The 19,703-nt window shown below is 31.3% G+C and carries 16 protein-coding genes; 1 reads left to right on the top strand and 15 read right to left on the bottom strand.

Annotation, left to right across the window (positions count from 1 at the left end; all coding sequences use genetic code 11):
* Positions 1 to 64: 64 nt before the first annotated feature.
* The gene (locus U8307_RS10690) at positions 65 to 700 is read right to left on the bottom strand and encodes a lactate utilization protein (protein WP_326907737.1); all 636 of its coding nucleotides are present in this window, start codon (positions 698 to 700) and stop codon (positions 65 to 67) included.
* Positions 701 to 1,000: 300 nt separating this feature from the next.
* Between U8307_RS10690 and pepT the strand changes: the two genes are divergently transcribed.
* Positions 1,001 to 2,221: a peptidase T gene (gene pepT, locus U8307_RS10685; RefSeq protein ID WP_326907735.1), complete on the top strand. Its 1,221-nt coding sequence runs from the start codon at positions 1,001 to 1,003 to the stop codon at positions 2,219 to 2,221.
* A 29-nt stretch (positions 2,222 to 2,250) separates the two neighbouring features.
* On the opposite strand, the gene U8307_RS10680 is transcribed toward pepT, so the two are convergent.
* From U8307_RS10680 to pfkA, 14 genes are all read right to left on the bottom strand, one after another.
* Entirely contained in the window at positions 2,251 to 3,174 is a 924-nt protein-coding gene (locus U8307_RS10680) for an AEC family transporter (protein ID WP_326907733.1), read from the bottom strand.
* Between the two features lie 46 nt (positions 3,175 to 3,220).
* Positions 3,221 to 4,204, bottom strand: coding sequence for a lipoate--protein ligase (locus tag U8307_RS10675; RefSeq protein WP_326907731.1), 984 nt, complete (start codon positions 4,202 to 4,204; stop codon positions 3,221 to 3,223).
* Positions 4,205 to 4,330: 126 nt separating this feature from the next.
* Positions 4,331 to 4,804 (bottom strand): PPC domain-containing DNA-binding protein, encoded by a 474-nt coding sequence (locus U8307_RS10670; protein ID WP_326907729.1) that lies wholly within the window; start codon positions 4,802 to 4,804, stop codon positions 4,331 to 4,333.
* A gap of 315 nt (positions 4,805 to 5,119) precedes the next feature.
* Entirely contained in the window at positions 5,120 to 6,403 is a 1,284-nt protein-coding gene (locus tag U8307_RS10665) for a TRAP transporter large permease (protein ID WP_326907727.1), read from the bottom strand.
* 1 nt (position 6,404) lies between these two features.
* On the bottom strand, positions 6,405 to 6,878 hold the full coding sequence (locus U8307_RS10660; RefSeq protein ID WP_326907725.1) for a TRAP transporter small permease: 474 nt from the start codon (positions 6,876 to 6,878) through the stop codon (positions 6,405 to 6,407).
* Between the two features lie 65 nt (positions 6,879 to 6,943).
* Positions 6,944 to 7,984, bottom strand: a complete 1,041-nt coding sequence (locus tag U8307_RS10655) for a DctP family TRAP transporter solute-binding subunit (RefSeq protein ID WP_326907723.1) — start codon at positions 7,982 to 7,984, stop codon at positions 6,944 to 6,946.
* A 337-nt stretch (positions 7,985 to 8,321) separates the two neighbouring features.
* Complete coding sequence (locus U8307_RS10650) at positions 8,322 to 10,250, bottom strand: sigma 54-interacting transcriptional regulator (protein WP_326907721.1); 1,929 nt, start codon at positions 10,248 to 10,250, stop codon at positions 8,322 to 8,324.
* 182 nt (positions 10,251 to 10,432) lie between these two features.
* Positions 10,433 to 11,830 carry a dihydrolipoyl dehydrogenase gene (gene lpdA / locus U8307_RS10645; protein WP_326907719.1) on the bottom strand — a complete coding sequence of 466 codons (1,398 nt, stop codon included), beginning with the start codon at positions 11,828 to 11,830 and terminating at the stop codon, positions 10,433 to 10,435.
* A gap of 87 nt (positions 11,831 to 11,917) precedes the next feature.
* Positions 11,918 to 13,144, bottom strand: coding sequence for a dihydrolipoamide acetyltransferase family protein (locus tag U8307_RS10640; protein WP_326907717.1), 1,227 nt, complete (start codon positions 13,142 to 13,144; stop codon positions 11,918 to 11,920).
* A 12-nt stretch (positions 13,145 to 13,156) separates the two neighbouring features.
* Positions 13,157 to 14,134, bottom strand: coding sequence for an alpha-ketoacid dehydrogenase subunit beta (locus U8307_RS10635; RefSeq protein WP_326907715.1), 978 nt, complete (start codon positions 14,132 to 14,134; stop codon positions 13,157 to 13,159).
* Positions 14,131 to 15,153 (bottom strand): thiamine pyrophosphate-dependent dehydrogenase E1 component subunit alpha, encoded by a 1,023-nt coding sequence (locus U8307_RS10630; protein ID WP_442985548.1) that lies wholly within the window; start codon positions 15,151 to 15,153, stop codon positions 14,131 to 14,133. The genes U8307_RS10635 and U8307_RS10630 overlap by 4 nt, the downstream gene beginning before the upstream one ends.
* Positions 15,154 to 15,597: 444 nt before the next feature.
* A complete protein-coding gene (locus U8307_RS10625; RefSeq protein WP_326907714.1) occupies positions 15,598 to 16,728 on the bottom strand; it encodes an AI-2E family transporter in 1,131 nt (376 codons plus the stop codon).
* Positions 16,729 to 16,878: 150 nt separating this feature from the next.
* Positions 16,879 to 18,636: a pyruvate kinase gene (gene pyk / locus U8307_RS10620; RefSeq protein ID WP_326907713.1), complete on the bottom strand. Its 1,758-nt coding sequence runs from the start codon at positions 18,634 to 18,636 to the stop codon at positions 16,879 to 16,881.
* A 105-nt stretch (positions 18,637 to 18,741) separates the two neighbouring features.
* On the bottom strand, positions 18,742 to 19,701 hold the full coding sequence (gene pfkA / locus U8307_RS10615) for a 6-phosphofructokinase (RefSeq protein WP_326911588.1): 960 nt from the start codon (positions 19,699 to 19,701) through the stop codon (positions 18,742 to 18,744).
* Positions 19,702 to 19,703 lie beyond the last annotated feature (2 nt).

Genomic DNA, 19,703 nt, shown 5'->3' with positions numbered 1-19,703 from the left:
TGTATTCTCCTTGTTTCATTTAATGCGGGGCAAACCTCGGGGCGCATTCAATGCGCCCCCTACGTTAAAATCCTAAATGTTCTCCTACTAAAACTACCTTTATTTTATTTGCTGGTTTACAATATCTAGTTACTAATATTTGTCCACAAATTGTTTGTGGAGATGTGCATTCTGTACAAATTCCAGTAACTGCACAAGGAGTCTTTGAATTCGTTCTAATAGCATTAGGTACTGTAGCATCTAATCTAGCTTTTTTTAATGCACTATCTAAATCTCGAACAACCTTATTCATCCCTGCTACTACTATTACACTGTCTGGTCCATAACAAAATGCTGCTAAACGATTCCCATTTCCATCTATATTCAGCAACTCTCCATCCATTGTTATTGCATTAGTACTAGCCAAAAATACATCTGATGTCAAAGCTGCTTTCATCAGTTTAGTTCTTTCTTCTGGCGATTTTCCTGTATCTCTATCAATAACTTTTATATTTTTTTCTTTTAATAACTTCTTTATTCCCAACTCATCTATAGTTGTTGTTCCTCCCCATGAAACTACATCTTCCTGTTTTATCATAGACATAACATGTTTTATTGCTTCTTCCTTCGTTTCGAAATAGTAACCTTCCATAGCTCTTTTATTAAGATTCTTTATTATTGTTGAACTTTTTATCTTGTTTGCTTCCTGAATGAAATCCATACAACATCCTCCTATTATTTTTTAATATGTAAGTAATATATTGTAATCATTATATAACAATTACAATATATTTTCAATTACAAATGAATGTATGTTTGCATTCAATGCACCCCCTATATTTCACCATGTTGGAATTATGAATTTACTGTGAATCTACTGTATGTTTGCATTGTATGCAAACCGCGGGGCGCATTCAATGCGCCCCCTATGTTTAAATTGTTTGTTGAAATATGTATTTATAGTGTTATAATTATTAATACTATAATATAAATTAATATTTGTCATAGAAAGGATTTGAATATGAAAGTACACGAAAGATTTTTAAATTATGTGAATGTTGATACGCAATCTATTCATGATGTTGAAAAAATACCAAGTAGTAATAAGCAATTAAACTTAGCACGTATTCTAACAGAAGAAATGAAAGAAATAGGTATTTCTGATGTTTATATGACTGATTATGGCTATGTTTACGGCACTATTCCTAAAAATACAAATAAGGATATTCCAACAATAGGTTTTATTGCTCATATGGATACATCTCCCGATATGCCGGGTAATAATATAAAAACAAAAATTATACATAATTATGACGGCAAAGACATTTTATTAAATGAAGAAAAAAATATCGTTATGAAAACGGAAATGTTTGAGCATTTATTAAACTATATCGGAGATGATTTAATAGTTACAGATGGTACAACGCTTCTAGGAGCTGATAACAAGGCAGGAATTGCTGAGATTCTATCAATGGCTGAATTTTTTATTAACAATACAGAGATAGAACATGGAACAATTAAAATTGGATTTACTCCTGACGAAGAAGTTGGAAATGGAGCTAACTTGTTTGATGTTGAGAAGTTTAATGCTGATTTTGCTTATACAGTTGATGGTGGAGCTCTGGGAGAAATAGAGTATGAAAATTTCAATGCAGCAAGTGCTAAGGTTACTATTAATGGAATTAATATTCATCCAGGTTCGGCTAAAAATAAAATGAAGAACTCAATTTTAATCGCTATGGAATTTCAAAATATGCTTCCTGTATTTGAAAATCCAGCTAATACAGAGAATTATGAAGGTTTTAATTTGCTGGATAATATTAACGGTACAGTTGAAAAAACATATCTCGACTATATAATTCGAGATCACAATTTAATTAAATTTAATTCTAAAAAAGATAGGTTTGTAAAAATCGCAGATTATTTAAATGAAATGTATGGTGAAAATACAGTTATCGTAGAGTTGAAAGATTCTTATTATAATATGAAAGAAAAAATCCTCCCTCACATGCATATAATAGAAACTGCTGAAAAGGCTATGAAAAACCTTGGAATTAAACCACAAATAATTCCTATAAGAGGTGGAACTGATGGAGCAAGGCTTTCATATATGGGGCTTCCTTGTCCTAATTTATGTACTGGAGGACATAATTTCCATGGAAGATATGAATATATTTCAATTCAATCAATGGAAAAAACTGTTGATATTTTAATAGAAATAGTGAAATTATATGCAAATTAACAAACATCGGGACGCATGCAATGCGTCCCCTACATAATGGTGTATAACCACACAAATAATGGAATTGTTACTAATGATAACAAATGTGTTATTACAACTATTTTTGATGCAAAACCATCATCACCATTTCCATAGCTTTTAGCCATAATAGGCATCATAACTGCTACAGGTAATGCAGCATAAATTACATAAATTTGTTCTATCATTTCTTCAAAATTTAAAAATTTTAATATTATTATCATAATAATAGGAGAAATTATCAATCTCCAACAGGAAGCAAAATATGCTTGTATATCAAAAAATGAATTGTGAATCCCAATAGTCGCTATTTTACTTCCTATGATTATCATAGATAATACTGTTGTAACATTAGCCATAAGTCCTACTAAATTTATTGCAAATGGTGGCAATTGAATTCTAGACAAATAAATTATAAGACCTATATAAACTCCAACCATTCCAGGATTTACAAACATTTGAACATATCTTTTTTTATCTTTTTTCCCATCTAAAAATAACGATGTACCATATGTCCACATGAATATTATATTCGGAGTATGAAACATTGTTGCATAAAACAATCCTTCTGCTCCAAACATCTGATTTACAATTGGATATCCCATAAAGGCTCCATTCATTAACGCCACTGTAAATTTTACTATTTTTTTCTTATCCTTATCTTTAAGTTTAATAGCAACAACATTGCCTAATAAAATAAGAAATAAGTCAAAAAACACTGCAACCATCAACAATGTCAATCCTGTTTTTAATTGCTCAACGGAAAAATCAACAAGAAAAGAATTAACAAGCATTGCAGGTATAGCAATATTCACTAAGATATATGTTAATGCATTTTCTGCATCATCGTTTAGTATTTTCTTATTTCTAAGATTAAAGCCAATAATCATTAAAATTCCCATTAAAGTAATGCTATTAATCAATGATGTAATCATAATTTCCCTCTCATTCGCTTATCGTAATATTCGTCTTTAATTCTTCTTAAAATATGCATTGTAAAATTTCATCAATAGTCATACTTCCAAAATATTGATTTAAATTTAAATCATTTAACTTGACTCTAATTTCTTTTACATTATACATACTTCCTTTAATAATATTTTCCACTGATTCTATTCCATGAAGACCAATAAAATCACCAAATATTTTACATTCTGTAATATATCCATTTTCAATATTCAAATTTATGTCGATTCCACCGCAAGGAAGTCGTGTAAATTTATGAAAATTGCATTTTGGAGAGTATCCATAATTCCATTCATATTTAGAAAACTTGTTATTATATAATTCATTTGTTTTACTGATTTCATTTTGGCTAATTTTTCTTTTAATATATTTGTCACTATTTTTTTCTAGATTTTTTATAATTTCTTCTTTAAACTCATTTATTGTTAAGTTAGGTAAATATGATTTAATGTTTCCCATTCTACTTTTTACTGATTTAATGCCCTTTGATTCTATTTTATCTGCTTTAACAGTCAATACTTTTGAGGCAATCTCAATGTTAATATCAAAAAGTAAAGTACCATGAAACATAAACTTATCACCTATACATGCCATTGCTGTTCCAGAAATTTTTTTCCCATCTAATAAAATATCATTTCTTCCTGACAACTCAGGATTTAATCCTAAGCTATTCAATGCATCTACAACAGGTATTGCAAATTTCTTAAAGTCTACATTTTCTTTATTTGTATATTTTGTAATAAAGGTGTAGTTTAAATTACCTAAATCATGATAAACTGCACCCCCACCAGTTGTTCTACGAGCTATTTTAATATTATTATTATCTGCAAATTGTTGGTTTACCTCTTCTACAGTATTTTGATGTTTCCCAATAATAACTGATTTATCATTTTGCCACAACATAATAACATCTTCATCTATACTTTTATCTTTCATTAATACCTCTTCAAGAGCTAAATTGAACCAAGGATCTGTGGAATTATTAACTAAGTATAACATTACGCCTCCTCCATTAAATTATTTATAATAAATGTATATATTTAAAGAATGCAGATATCTGATAATTTCTGCATTCTTTTTTGACTAAACTAAAATACTATTATACTAATCCTTTTTCATCTTTCACTATTGTATTTGAAATAATTTGAATCCTGTTTTTTCATCAAATTTTCTAATATATTCTGCTTTCTCTAATTCGTGAATAATAATTTCCCCTGTTGCAGCTACAATATTTCCACCTTCAGTAGTATGACCAGCAAATACTCTCATATATTTATCACTTACTAACATATGAACATGTATGGATAATTCTCCTGATTCCTCGACACCTATAAGCCCTTGAGCATAAATCAACTCTAATGGACCTTCTAAATCAACTGGATCGCTATATGCAAAACCTATTGGCGCCTTTTCATCAGAAATGGCGTAGATAAATCTACCTTTATCAAGGCTACCTATAAGCATTGGAATATATCCGTGTTTAATATCATATTCTTTACATATTTCTTTAATTCCAGTTAATAAATCTTCTCCTCTTGGAATTCTTCCTGCAACTACTCTCTTAACACCTGATTTTATAACATTTCTTTTAACGTCCATATTCACTCCTCGTAATTTGTTATTATAAAAGATGGATTAATATTAATCCATCTTTTAATGACATAGATTATTCCCCTTATACAATTTAGGGGGGCGCATATCGAAGAATCACACATTTAGATTATATGAGATTCCTCGAATGCTGAAGGTTAACATTATGTATTATAAATCTAGAAGATTAATGTTATCTAATTGCTTGATAATAATTTATTTCTCTAAAGTCATTCTGAAGCGCAATCGAAGTATCTCACTAATCATAGTCTTCGATAGCGCTCAGATTTATATAAAAGAGGGATTATTAATAAGTTTAATTAATTATTTTATACCCATTATATCCGGTAAGAATGTAACAATACCTGGTAAATAAGTTATTAACAATAATACAACTAATGCTGCTAATAAGAATGGTATCACTGCTTTTGATATTCTACCAATACTTATTTTTGATACACCACAAGCTACGTATAGATTTACACCTACAGGTGGAGTAATTTGTCCTATTGCAAGGTTAACTGTCATTACAACTCCAAGTACCAATGGATCATAACCCAACGCTGTTGCTACTGGAAGCATAATAGGTGCAAAAATATAAAGAGCTGATGTAGCATCTATGAAGCATCCTGCTATAAGTAAAATAATATTTAAAATTAACAAGAATGCATACTTATTACCTGATACAGACAACAATAAATCACTCGCCATGTCAGAAATACCTTCTGTTGTACAGAACCAAGCAAAGAAGCTTGCTGTTGCAACAATAAACATTACAACTGCCGAACTAATTGCAGATTCCACTAGTAGATCATATAATTCTTTAAATCCAATTTTCCTATATACAATCATTCCAACTAAAATACCATATACTGCAGCAACAGCTGCTGCTTCTGTAGGTGTGAAATAACCTCCGTAGATTCCACCTAATATAATAATAGGCATCATGAGTCCCCAAATTGCATCTTTTAAGGCAGCCCATCTTTCACTCCATGAGGCTTTCGGCTGAGGTTCTATATCCATTTTTTTAACTAAAAGTAAACTAACAATTATAAGTGCAGCTCCCATAAGTAACCCTGGAATTATACCAGCTATAAATATTTTGCCTATTGAAACCCCTGCTATTGCACCATATACAACAAATGTAATACTAGGAGGAATAATAATTCCTATCCCACCTGAAGTAGCTAATAGTGCAGACGACATACCTTCCCCATAACCTGCTTTTATCATAGCCGGTATGAGTATTACTCCAAGTGATGCAACAGTTGCCGGACCCGAACCAGAAATGGCTGCAAAAAAGCAAGATGTAATAACAGCAACAATTGCTAGTCCACCATTTTTATGTCCAACAAATTTATTAGCCATATTTATTAATTTGTCTGAAATACCTGCTCTTTCCATTACATTACCTGCTAACATAAAGAATGGAATTGCTAATAAAGTAAATTTTCCAATAGATGCGTAGATTTGCATAGGGAACATATCAAGAGGCAAACCTGAAATCAACATTGCGATAATAGAAGAAACTCCAAGACTCAAAGCAATCGGTACATTGAGAAATAATAGTATAATAAAGGAAAGAAATAAAATTGTAGCTATATTCATATTATTCTTCCTCCTTTTTTTGTCTAAACATATTAACAGTAAATTGAGTAAATCTTATAAATATAAAGAGTCCGCCTATCGGTAAAAACATTCCAAACCACCATTCAGGCCATCCTAACGAAGGTGTTGTAATACCCATTTTTATTTCACTTTTTACCATTTCTAAACCAAATCTAACTAAATAATAAGAGAAAAATGTAGCTGCTACCCAAGAAATTAATGAAACAAATTTTTGATATTTTTCTGGGATTAAATCAGTAAATATACTTAAACCTAAATTACTACCTCTTTTAGCCGCCATTGCAGCTCCTAATAAACTTATTAGAATAAACATAGAAGTAGTTATTTCTTCCAAAAATGACATAGACAATCCTAAAAACTTTCTCGATATAACATTTATAACAGTAATGAAAGTCATTACAAAAAGACCACCTGCCATTATATAATTTTCTAAATTATCCAAAAACTTTTTCAAACTATTACCTCCGTTACTAAACTTTTTAAAAAGTCCTGCCTCAGCAGGACCTTTTAAAATTCAAACTATTGTCTAAAAGCGTCTATTAAATCTTTACCCATTATAGGTTCGTATTCTGTATATACTGATTCAACTTTTTCTCTAAACACATCTTTCTGTTCAGGTGTTAATGAGTTAACTTTCATACCAGCATCAATAAACTCTTGAGTTTGAGTTACCGAAGCTTCTCTATTTATTTTTCTTTGATAATCACATGCTTCCTTAGCAGCATCTGTTATAATTTGTTGAGTTTCAGCGTCAAAACTTTCGAATTTATCTTTATTTATACCAAGGATAATTGCATCGTATGAATAATCCCATTCAGTCATATAATCTTGTACTTCATTAAGTTTAGAAGATGCTATAACGTCTGTTGGATTTTCTTGTCCATCAATAGTACCTTGTTGCAATGCTGTAAATACTTCACTAAAGTTCATAGATATAGGATCTGCTCCTAAAGCTTGGAATAAAGAAATATACATTTTCATTCCTGGTACTCTTACTTTCATACCTGCCATGTCTTCAGGTGTTTCGATAGGATTAACACTGTTAGTAATTTGTCTAAATCCATTTTCACCAAAACCAAGACCTATAACATTTTTTTCTAATAATATTTCATTTAATGCGTCTCCACCAGCACCATCAAGTAGTGCATCAGCAGTTTCAATATCTGGAATTAAGAATGGTAAACTTACAACACCAAATCTTTCGTCCATAACTGAATAAATAATGTTTGAATGGAATGTTAAGTCTGTTGCTCCAGACATAAGCATTTCTATACCTTTACTTTGATTTCCACCTGAAAGCTGTTCATTTGGATATACTTTTACTTCTATTCTTCCATTAGTCTTTTCACTTACTATTTCTGCAAACTTCTTTGCACCAAGTGTCCAAGTTGAAGTATCTGCTGTTGTAGTACTAAACTTCAATGTTATTTTTTCTTCTGATGCTCCTTCATTTCCTTCTTTTTGTTCTCCTGATGTTTGATCAGAATCTGATGAACATCCTGTTAAACCTACACTAAACACTAAAACAACTACAAGTATAAGAGATAATATTTTTTTCATTTAATAATCCTCCATAATTAGTAAAAATTTTTAATTCTCGTTATTAGCTTATTTTTAATTTTATTAAAATCAAAAACAAATGACCAATTTTTAAAAAATACACACTCCCTTCAACAATTATTTACATTTATAATAAATATTGCAATAGATATGCCAACTTTAAAGTTGATTCTACAAAACTAGTCAAATTTACAGTAGTTTCTTTTTATTTTTACAAATATGTGATATTATATATATATAAATTTATTAAATATGCTAAATTTTTATACATTTATTCTGTTCAATATTTATACAATGCTCATTTTTTTAGCATATATTAAATATATAATTTTAAATATCAGACTTCCAAATTATATTTTTTCATTTTGTTATAAATTGTATTTCTTGTAACCTTAAGCAAATTTGCTGTTAAAGAAATATTTCCATTCGATTTTTTAAGTGCCCCTTCAATTGCTCTTCTCTCCAGCACTTCAAGAGGCACAATTTCTACTTCATTGATGTTATCTTCATCATAGACCTTTATTTTTTTAGTTATTGAATTTATATTTTCGATTAAGATATCGCCTTCAGTTATAACTTGTCCATTACAAATATTAACTGCTCTTTCAATAATGTTCTCTAATTCTCTTATATTACCTGGCCAGTCATAAGACATTATTTTTTCCATAGCATTAGGTGATATATCTTTAATATCCTTATTTAATTGATAACTAAGTTTATTTAAAAAGTGATGTATTAACTCAGGTATATCTGTCTTACGTTCTCTTAAAGGAGGAAGGTTTACATGCATAACATTTATTCTGTAATATAAGTCTTCTCTAAATAAATCCTTTTTACATAAATCTACTAAATTTTTATTTGTTGCTGCTACTATTCTCACATCAAGATCAAATACATTATTTCCACCTATTCTAGTAATTTTTCTATCTTGAAGCACTCTCAATAGTTTAACTTGCATGTCTAAAGGCATTTCTCCTATTTCATCTAAAAATATAGTTCCTCCATCTGCCAATTCAAATTTGCCAATTCTACCCTTGTTTGAAGCACCCGTAAAGGATCCTGGTTCATATCCAAAAAGCTCAGATTCCAACAATTCTCTAGGAATTGCACCACAATTAATTGAAACAAAAGGTTGATCTTTTCTATCACTATAATTATGGATAGAATGTACTATTAATTCTTTTCCTGTACCACTTTCTCCTGTTATCAAAATATTTGATAAACTTTTAGCTGCAGCCTTTGCCGTGTGAACACATTCTAACAATTTACTACTGGAACCTACAATATCATCAAATTTATAGTTGGCATATGCTCCAGTCATTTCATTAACCATTTTATGTACTCTTTTAATTTTTCTAAAGGTATCTACAACAGAAACTATATTCCCAGCTTCATCTTTTATAGGTGTTGCAGTTTTTACAAAATGTAATTTGTTACCAGCCTTATTTGTTAATATAAATTCTTTATCTATATAACATTTTCCTGTTTTCAAAACGTTAAGCACAACTGGATTGAAATCAACAACTTCAGTAATATGTTTATCCAAAGATTTTTCACGGTCTACGCAAAGTATGTCTGCTCCAACCTGATTTAAATAATTGACGAAACCATCCTTATCCACTATTAATACACCATCAGTAATAGATTCAGCAATAGCACGTTCAGATTTAGTTTTTAACAAAATTTCTTTTTTACTGTTTTCTGCTACAACTCCAATGCTAATTGCCTCAGCACAAGATGCAATCATTCCTAATGTATGAGTGTTTACGTTTTCTTTTAATCCAATAACAGCTAAAACACCAATAATCTCACCATTATCATATATTGGAGCACTTAAAGTAGCATAATCATAATATGATTTACAATAATGTTCTTTACCTAATAAACAAATTGGTTTGTTTTCTATAATAGATGTACTTATAGAAGTATTACCATTAAACTTTTCACTAAACCTTCCACCAACTGGGATATTAATATTTGAACTAGACTTACTTTTTATTCCATTGCATTTTTTCTCACTTAAAACGTATCCATCTTTGTTAACTAAAAGTACAGAAATAAAATTACTCATATATGTACTTAAGTGTTCCATAATTGATTCTGATTGAATTATTAGTACCTCATTTTTTCTAACAATAGAATCTAAATCAAATGCACTAATATTGAAACAACATATATCATTATCTATTTCTGTATTAAGCAACTCACACCTTTTCAATCCTCTGCTAACATAATCAGCATAATTTTTTGACAATAGCTCTATCACCAAACCACATCCTTTACAAATTATATGTAATTAACATTATATATTACAAAAACTGCTAATTTATTATACAATATTTAATTAACGTAGTCAATAATGATAGTTTTTTAACGACAATTTGTGCAATTTTTAAACATATTATGTAGTGAAGAACTATACTGAGCGCTGCATCTGTAATAATTATTTTATTTGTTTGGTATGTGAATGGCTCTTTTTTCTACTGCTAATGTTGCTTCTTTTATCGCTTCTGCTACTGTTGGATGAGCATGTATAGTAGCAATAACTTCATCTATAGTTGCTTCCATTTGTATTGCAAGCGCCAATTCTCCAATTAAATCAGTAGCCCTAGGCCCTAGAATGTGAGCTCCAAGTATTTCTTTATACTCATTTCCTGCTATGATTTTAATCATTCCATCTTCACCCATTATCATAGCTCTTCCATTAGCAGCTAATGGGAATTTCCCTATTATATAATCTATACCTTGTTTTTTTGCTTCTTCTTCAGTCAATCCAACAGAAGCAAATTCAGGCTTAGTATAAACACATGATGGATTTGTTTTACTATCAAACACATTATTATGTCCTAGTGCATTTTCTGCTGCAACTTCTCCATGAGCTGATGCAACATGAGCTAACATAATTTTTCCTACACAATCACCGATTGCATAAATGCCAGGTACATTTGTTTCCATCTTTTCATTTACAGTTATTCTTCCTCTGTCATTTACTATACCAGCCTTTTCTAATCCAATTGTTGCTGTGTTAGTTCTTCTTCCAATTGAAATTAAAGCTTTTTCTCCACTAAACACTTTGCTTTTTCCATCACTCATTTCAACTAAAACTTCAACACTTGCTCCAATATCTTTAAATGAAATTACTTTTGTTTTAGTATATATTTCTACACCTTTTTTTTCTAACTTAGTTCGAATTATCTTTGTAAGTTCGCCATCCATCATTGGCAAAATTTGATCTAGCATTTCAATAATTATAACTTTACAGCCAAAAGAACTATAAAGCGTTGCTATTTCAACCCCTATAACACCGCCACCAACTATAACCATAGTTTTTGGAATTTCTTTAAGTTCAAGAGCTCCTGTAGAATCAATACATAGTTTTGAATCAATTCCTGGAATAGGAGGCTTAGCTGGAATTGAACCAGTAGCAATGATAAACTTGTCTGCTTTTATATTATCTATACCTTTTTCTGTCTTTACTTCTATTGTATCTTTACTTGTAAAAGTTGCTTCTCCATTAATTACTTTCACTTTGTTAGCTGCCAATAACCCTTTTACACCGCTAACTAATTGTTTTGTTACAGATTGTTTCCTTTCCTGTACCTTTTGGAAGTCAACATTAACATCTTTTGTTATGATACCGTATTTTGCTCCTTCTTTTACCTCTTCCAGTAATTCTGCTGAATGTAGCAATGATTTTGTTGGTATACATCCAACATTTAAACATGTACCACCTAAATGTTCTTTTTCAACTAATGTTACATCTCCGCCTAGCTGTGCTGCTCTTATAGCTGCAACATATCCACCAGGTCCTCCACCTATTACTACTACTTTAACTTTTTTACTCATACTTTCTCCTTATCGTAAAAACCGCTATCTCCCCCCACTGCTTTTTCTTTTTTGCTTGAGATAGCGGTCATAATTTATAATGCTATTTTAAACATACATATTGTCAGGATCTTCTAAGTATCCCTTCAATTTTTTCAAAAATTCTGCTGCAGTAGCGCCATCCACAACTCTATGATCAAAGGATAAACTTAATACCATCATTGACGCAGGTACAATTTCATCATTTTCATTTACAAAAGGTTTTTTAACTATTCGTCCAACTCCTAAAATGCAACTTTCAGGTAGGTTTATAACTGGAGTAAATCCATCTATATCATATCCTCCTAAATTACTGATGGTGAATGTAGCTCCATTCATTTCATCTGGTGAAAGGTTGTTTTCTCTAGCTTTAGATATTAAATCTTTTGTTTCTCTTGTGATTACTTTCAATCCTTTACGGTCAGCATCTCTTACTACTGGTACTATAAGTCCATCTTCAAGTGCAACTGCTACACCAATATTTACTCTGTCATGAATTATTAAGCTGTCTTCAGTTATAGATGAATTGATTATTGGATAACTTCTTAAAGCAGCTGATACCATTTTTACTAAAATATCTGTATAACTAAATCTAACATCAGTATTTTTAGCATTTAATTTATTTCTCAAATCGACAGTTTTATCAACATTTACCTCTGTTGTAATTGTAACATGTGGTGCAGTTTGTTTACTCTGAGACATTCTCTTCCCAATTACTTTACGCATATTAGATAATGGTATAACTTGATCTGCATTAGTTGCAACTTGCGTAACTGTTTTTGCTTTTTCAACTTCTGCGGGAACATTTTTTTGTCTTTCAGATGCTTCAAATACATCTTTTTGAATAATTCTTCCGTTGATTCCTGAACCTGTAATACCTTTTAATTCTACGCCAAGATTTGCTGCAGTTTTTTTAGCTAATGGTGATGCTTTTATACGTCCACCTACTGTTACAGTAGATGATTTTTCTGATTCTTGTGCAACTTTCGTTTCTTCAACTATTTCATTTTCTTCTTTCTTTTTATCTGATGTATCTGCTGAACCGTCTACTTGCTCTCCTTCTTGTCCAATATACGCAATTAATCCTTTTACAGGAATATCTTCCCCTTCATTTGCAACTATCTTTAATAATGTTCCATCTGTTTCACTTTCAATCTCACTTGAAAGTTTATCAGTTGTTATTTCTACTAGAACATCACCTTTTTGAACTATATCTCCTTCTTGCTTTATCCATTTACCTATAGTGCCCTCTTCCATGGTCAAACCTAACTGGGGCATCCTCACTTCTGTAGCCATTCTTATCCCCTCCTATTTATTTAATACTTTCTTAACTGCTTTAACAATGTCTTCTGCATGTGGGAAGAATGCATCTTCTAATGTAGGAGCAAATGGTGGTACTACATTCAAAGCTGCTACACGTTCAACTTGTGAATCAAGTTCATCAAATAGTTCTTCTGTAATTTGTGCTGAAAGTTCACCGCCGTATCCACTTCTTTTTACACCTTCGTGTACTATTACAACATTGTGTGTCTTGCATATCGATTCTTTAATAGCTTCCCAATCTAATGGAACTAGTGAGCGAAGGTCCAACACTTCTACATCTATACCTTCTTTTGCAAGTTCTTCTGCTGCATCTAAAGCAAAGTATACCTGACGTGACCAAGTAATTATAGTAACATCGTTGCCTTCACGTTTAATATCAGCCTTTCCTAACGGAATTATATATTCTTCTTCTGGAATTTCCTCTTTCTTAGCATAAATAAGTCTATGTTCAAGAAATACTACTGGGTCATCATCTCTTATTGCTGCTTTTATTAAACCCTTTGCATCTCTTGCTGTAGAAGGACAAACTACTTTTAATCCTGGTACATTTGTAAATAATGTTTCTAAACATTGTGAATGCTGTCCAGCATTTCTTCTTCCTGAACCTAATGGAGCACGAAGAACCATAGGTACATGCACCTGACCTCCAGTCATATATCTCATCTTTGCTGCTTGGTTCATAATCGGATCATATGATACACCTATAAAATCAACATACATTAATTCAGCAACAGGACGAATTCCTCGCATTGCAGCTCCAACAGACATTCCTAAAAATCCTGATTCACTTATTGGAGTATCAATTACTCTATTTGGTCCAAACTCTTCAAGAAAACCTTCTGTTATAGCAAATACATTTCCCATTTTTGCAACATCTTCACCAAGAACAATAACATTTTCGTCTCTTAACATTTCTTCATGAAGACCTTCTTTTATAGCTTTACTAATAGATAATTTTTTCATCTTAAAACACACCTCTCATTATCACTAGAATAAACATCAGTAGTAACTTCACTTGGATCTGGTAATGGAGAATCTAATGCAAATTTTATTGCTTCTTCTATTTCTTTTTCCATTTCTTCGTCTATTGAAATAATTTCTTTTTCATCTATGCCTTTACTTAATAAATATTTTTTGAAATTATCAATTGGGTCTTTTTTTGCCCATTCTTCAGTTACTTCTTTTGAACGATATGCAGCAGGATCTCCTTCATAGTGTCCTCTCATACGATAAGTCATACATTCAACAATTGATGGGCCATTACCTTCACGAGCATATTCAACAGCTTTTTTTACTGCTTCATAAACTGCTATTGGATCATTTCCATCTACAGTTTCTCCTGGTATATCATAAGCCTTTGCACGAACTGCCAAAGTTTCAGTATTTGTTACATTATGAATATTAACTGATACACCATAATTATTATTTTCAATAAGAAATACAGCTGGAAGTTTCCATGCTGCAGCCATATTTACTGATTCATGAAATACACCTTGATTTGATGCTGCGTCACCAAAAATTGCAACTGTTACTTCTTTTGTACCTCTTATTTTTGATGCTAAAGCCGAGCCTGCAGCTATAGGAATACCTGCACCAACTATACCATTAGATCCCAAAATACCTAACGAAACATCAGCAACATGCATTGAGCCACCTTTTCCGCCACAATATCCTGTTTTCTTACCAAACAATTCAGCCATCATAATTTTAGTATCTGCACCTTTTGCAATTAACTGACCATGTCCCCTATGTGTAGTAGTGATAAAGTCAGTTTTTTCTAACGCCTTATTTGCTCCAGCAGCTACAGCTTCTTGTCCTATGGAAGTATGAATGTTACCATACAACATACCTTTTGTAAAATATTCAGTTAACTTCACTTCAAAATTCCTGATTTTTACCATGGTTTCATAAAATTCAAGAATCATTTCTTTTGAATATTCTTGCTTTTTCAATTTATATACCACCTTTCTGATATTTTTCATCATACTAAACTAGTAGCAACTTTTATGCCAATTTTCATAAAACATACTTCAATCAGCATTGTATGTCCATAGGCTTATCCTCAATATTAGGTATTTTAAACATTTTCACTAACATATTACTAATATAGTGATGTTAATAATTTAAACACTAAAAATGCTCAAATATTTCACAGTGTTCAATATTTGAGCATTTGAATTTTATTAAGTTTTCATTGTATGTTTTAAACCGCGGGACCGTCTCCTACGTTTACATTGAATCTAATGTAGGGTTTGCATTGTATGCAAACCGCGGGACGTATGCAATGCGTCCCCTACGTTTTGTGTCCTAATTCACATTCGAATCTTGTTAGATTTCATTACCAATGTAGGGTATGCATTTTATGCATACCGCTGGACGTATGCAATACGTCCCCTACGTTGATTATTTAAGACATGTGATGTATCCTATTTTTTTGTTTTTGGAGTTTTTAGTTTGTCTTTTTCGTATTCGCTTATACCTTTTTCAACTAAACGCATGTTTATTGATTCTTCGACAACAGTTTTGAATAAAACTGTTAGTGGAACTGAAAACAACATGCCTGGTACACCAAATAAATTACCTCCTACTGTTACTGCCGTAATAATCCAAAATGGACTTACTCCAACATTCTTCCCTACTATTTTCGGATCAAGAAAATTTGCATCTATTTGTTGTATTACTATAATTATTATTAAAGCTGTTAATGCTTTAGTTGGATCCACGAAAAACGCTACTACTATAACAGGTACTGACCCTATAATAGGTCCAAAGTACGGAATCATATTAAATGCGCCTATTACTGTTCCCAATAAAGGTGCGTAGGGTACCTTAAAAATGCTAAATGCTATTGCACATATAATTCCAACAATAAATGAATCAAGGATTTTACCGTTTAGAAAGCTTTTAAATATTAAATTAGCTTCACTAAATACATGTAAAATTTTATTTGCTTTAGTATCGTCAAAATATGCAAAAATAAGCCTTTTTCCCCTAGCAAGTATATCTTCTTTTTCTATTAACATATATATATTTATTATAAAACTTGTTACTATTGTAAGAGTACTTGAGCCTATATTTGTAACTAATTGCATTAATGTATTTGATAGCTTTATCAAAATTGAATTAATTATATCCTGCATAGATTCACTTGCATGTAAAATACTGTCTGCAACGTACTGAACATACCCATTGTCTATTTTGTCGCTTATGTCTGTTACAATTTGGATGATGTCAATATTTCCACTAATAAAGAAAGATGCTATTGCATTAATGTTTTCAACTATTTTTGGTACAATAATATAAATTAAAAAAACAATCAATCCTAATAATAAAAGACAAGCTAAAAATATACCCTGTACTCGGCGTATTTTCAATTTATTAACAAAAAACTTTACTGCCGAATCTAATAAATAAGCAAGTATTAATGCATATATTACAGGTTTAAATGATACTGTTATCCACCTGAATGTATCAGGACTAAAAACAATTAGCAATATTAAAAATAATATCAATAAAATAGGTATTGATACCTTAAGTATACTTTTGCACTTTTCCACGTTGTTCACCCCTTTTAAATACTGTTATACTCATAAATACTGAAAGCAAAGACAAAGAATCTCTTTATTTCAATACGAGATTCTTTTCTTCATTCATATTACATGATGAATTTACATTGTCCTTAAATAATCACCAATGTAAATTCTATTTTATATTATTTTAGCTTCTCCTCTGTAAACTACACCTTGTTTTCCATTTACAGTTAAAATTTCTCCATCTTTTATTACACTTGTGCAATGCTCTGCACCAACAATTACTTCCAATCCTAAGTTCAATCCTGCTATAATTGCATGGGAGGTTAATCCTCCTTCTTCAACAATTATCGCTGAAGCTGTTTCCATATATTCAACTATATCATGGTCAGTAGCAGGCATTACAATTATATCTCCATCATCAAACTTATCTCTTAATTCTACTGCATTTTTTGCTACTCTTGCCCTACCAATTACAGTTTCCTTACCTACTCCTATTTTCTTATACAAAAGCTCACTAACTATATGAACTTTCAGAAGATTAGTACTACCTGAAATTCCTACAGGCACTCCTGCGGTAAGTATTATTAAATCTCCATTTTCAATATATCCCATTTTCAATGCTCTATCTACTGATTTTTCTATTATTTCATCAGTTGATTGCATTCTGCTTATTTTCATTGGGTATACGCCCCAGTAAATTGACATTTTGCGCATAACATGTTCTACTTCTGTTGCTGCTATTATCGGTGCAATTGGTCTGAATTTCGATACAGATGCAGCTGTATAGCCTGATGAAGTGGCTGTTATAATAGCTGAAGCTTTTAAGTCAAGACAAGTACGGCATGTCGAGTAACTAATTGCATCTGTAATAGCATTATCACGTCCCAATTGTCTATTCTTTAGAATTTCTTCATAATCAAGTGAATTTTCTATCATTTTAGCTATTCTATCCATAGTTTTAACAGCATCTTCTGGATAACTGCCAGATGCAGTTTCACCTGATAGCATTATGGCATCTGAGCCTTCAAAAATAGCTGTTGCAACATCTGATACTTCTGCTCTCGTTGGCCTTGGATTTCTTATCATTGAATCCAGCATTTGTGTTGCAGTTATTACTGGCTTACCAGCATTGTTACATTTTCTTATTAAACTTTTTTGTACTAATGGTACTTCTTCTGCAGGTATTTCAACTCCTAAATCTCCCCTTGCAACCATAATACCATCTGAAACCTCAATGATTTCATCAATATTCTCTACGCCTTCTCGATTTTCTATTTTAGAAATAATCATTATATCGTCAGCGTCATTTTCTTCTAAAATCCTTCTGATTGACATAACATCATCTGCTTTTCTTATAAATGAAGCTGCAATAAAATCAATATCCTGCTTTATGCCAAATTTAATATCACTAATATCTCTATCAGTTAATGCTGGAAGATTTATTTTTACATTAGGGACATTTACACCTTTTTTGTTTTTAATTGTACCTCCGTTTTTAACAATACATCTTAAATCAGTATCATTCAATTTTTCTATAACTTCTAAACTTATGAGCCCATCATCTATTAATACATTGTCACCATTTTTTACGTCTAAAGCAAATTCTGTATAAGTTACACTTGATATTTTAGAATTACCTATAATATCTCTAGATGTTAATATAAACTCCTGTCCTTCTATAAGCTCAGCTTCGCCATTTTCAAAATCTCTTGTTCTTATTTCAGGACCTTTTGTATCTAACATAATTGCTGTTGAAGAATTAAGTTCTTTTCTTACTTTTTTAATTGTATCTATCCGTTTTTTATGTTCTTCATGATTCCCATGAGAAAAATTCAGTCTTGCCACATTTAGCCCATTTATCACAAGTTTTTTAAATATTTCTTCATCTTGGGATGAAGGTCCGATGGTACAGACTATTTTCGTTTTTCGCATAATTACCTCCTCTTTTTAATGTTTGGGTGATTGACAGTCGTCCGACTGCGGGACGCATGCAATGCGTCCCCTACGTTGTTTATTGTAATGCTGTATGCATTGTGGTTATATTGATAATATTTTTGTAAGTTCGTAAGTTGATAAATCAAATTCTTTTTCCTTTGATAAGGCTTCTTCTATATCCATATCAAATATTTCATTTCCTCTGATTCCCAATAATTTGTTTTCTGCTGAGTTTTTTAACAACTCAACTGCTCTTGCTCCCATTTGACTACCTAATAATCTATCAAATGCAGATGGAGTACCTCCTCTTTGTGTATAACCTAAAACAGAATATCTAGTACCAACACCTGTTTTTTCTCTAATTTTTTCACTTATATCCTTCGCTTCACCTGCTCCTTCTGCCAATATAATTATGCTATGTTTTTTACCTCTTGCACGTCCTTGCATAATTTTATCACAAACTTCATCTATGTTATAGGGTACCTCTGGTAAAATAACCATCTCTGCACCACCAGCAAGTCCTGCATAAAGTGCTATATCTCCACAGTTTCTACCCATAACCTGTATTACATTTGTTCTGCCATGTGATGATGATGTATCTCTAATTTTTTCAACCGATTCTAAAACTGTTGTTAAAGCCGTAAAAAAACCAAGTGTATATTGAGTGTAAGGCAAATCATTATCAATTGTACCAGGTATGCCTATTGTTGGTATACCTGATTCACATAGCTGTTGAGCCCCTCGGAATGTACCATCTCCTCCTATAACTACCATACCATCAATTCCTAAATATTTTATATTATTTAATGCTTTTTTCAGCCCTTCTTCTTCCTGAAACTCTTTACTTCTGGCACTTCCTAATATGGTTCCACCTCTATGTATTATATCAGCAACTGAAGATAAATTCATTTCAATGCTTTCGTTATCTATTAATCCTTTATATCCATTTTTTATACCTATTACATTAATATTATTATATATTCCATATCTTACGACTGACCTAATTGCTGCATTCATACCAGGTGCGTCTCCACCACTTGTTAATACTCCTAACTTTTTCAACA

It is taken from the genome of Sedimentibacter sp. MB31-C6, assembly GCF_035934735.1.
Classification (GTDB): Bacteria; Bacillota; Clostridia; order Tissierellales; family Sedimentibacteraceae; genus Sedimentibacter.
The sequence above is the reverse complement of the archived record's forward strand: the minus strand, read 5'-3'. Positions and strand labels throughout refer to the sequence as shown.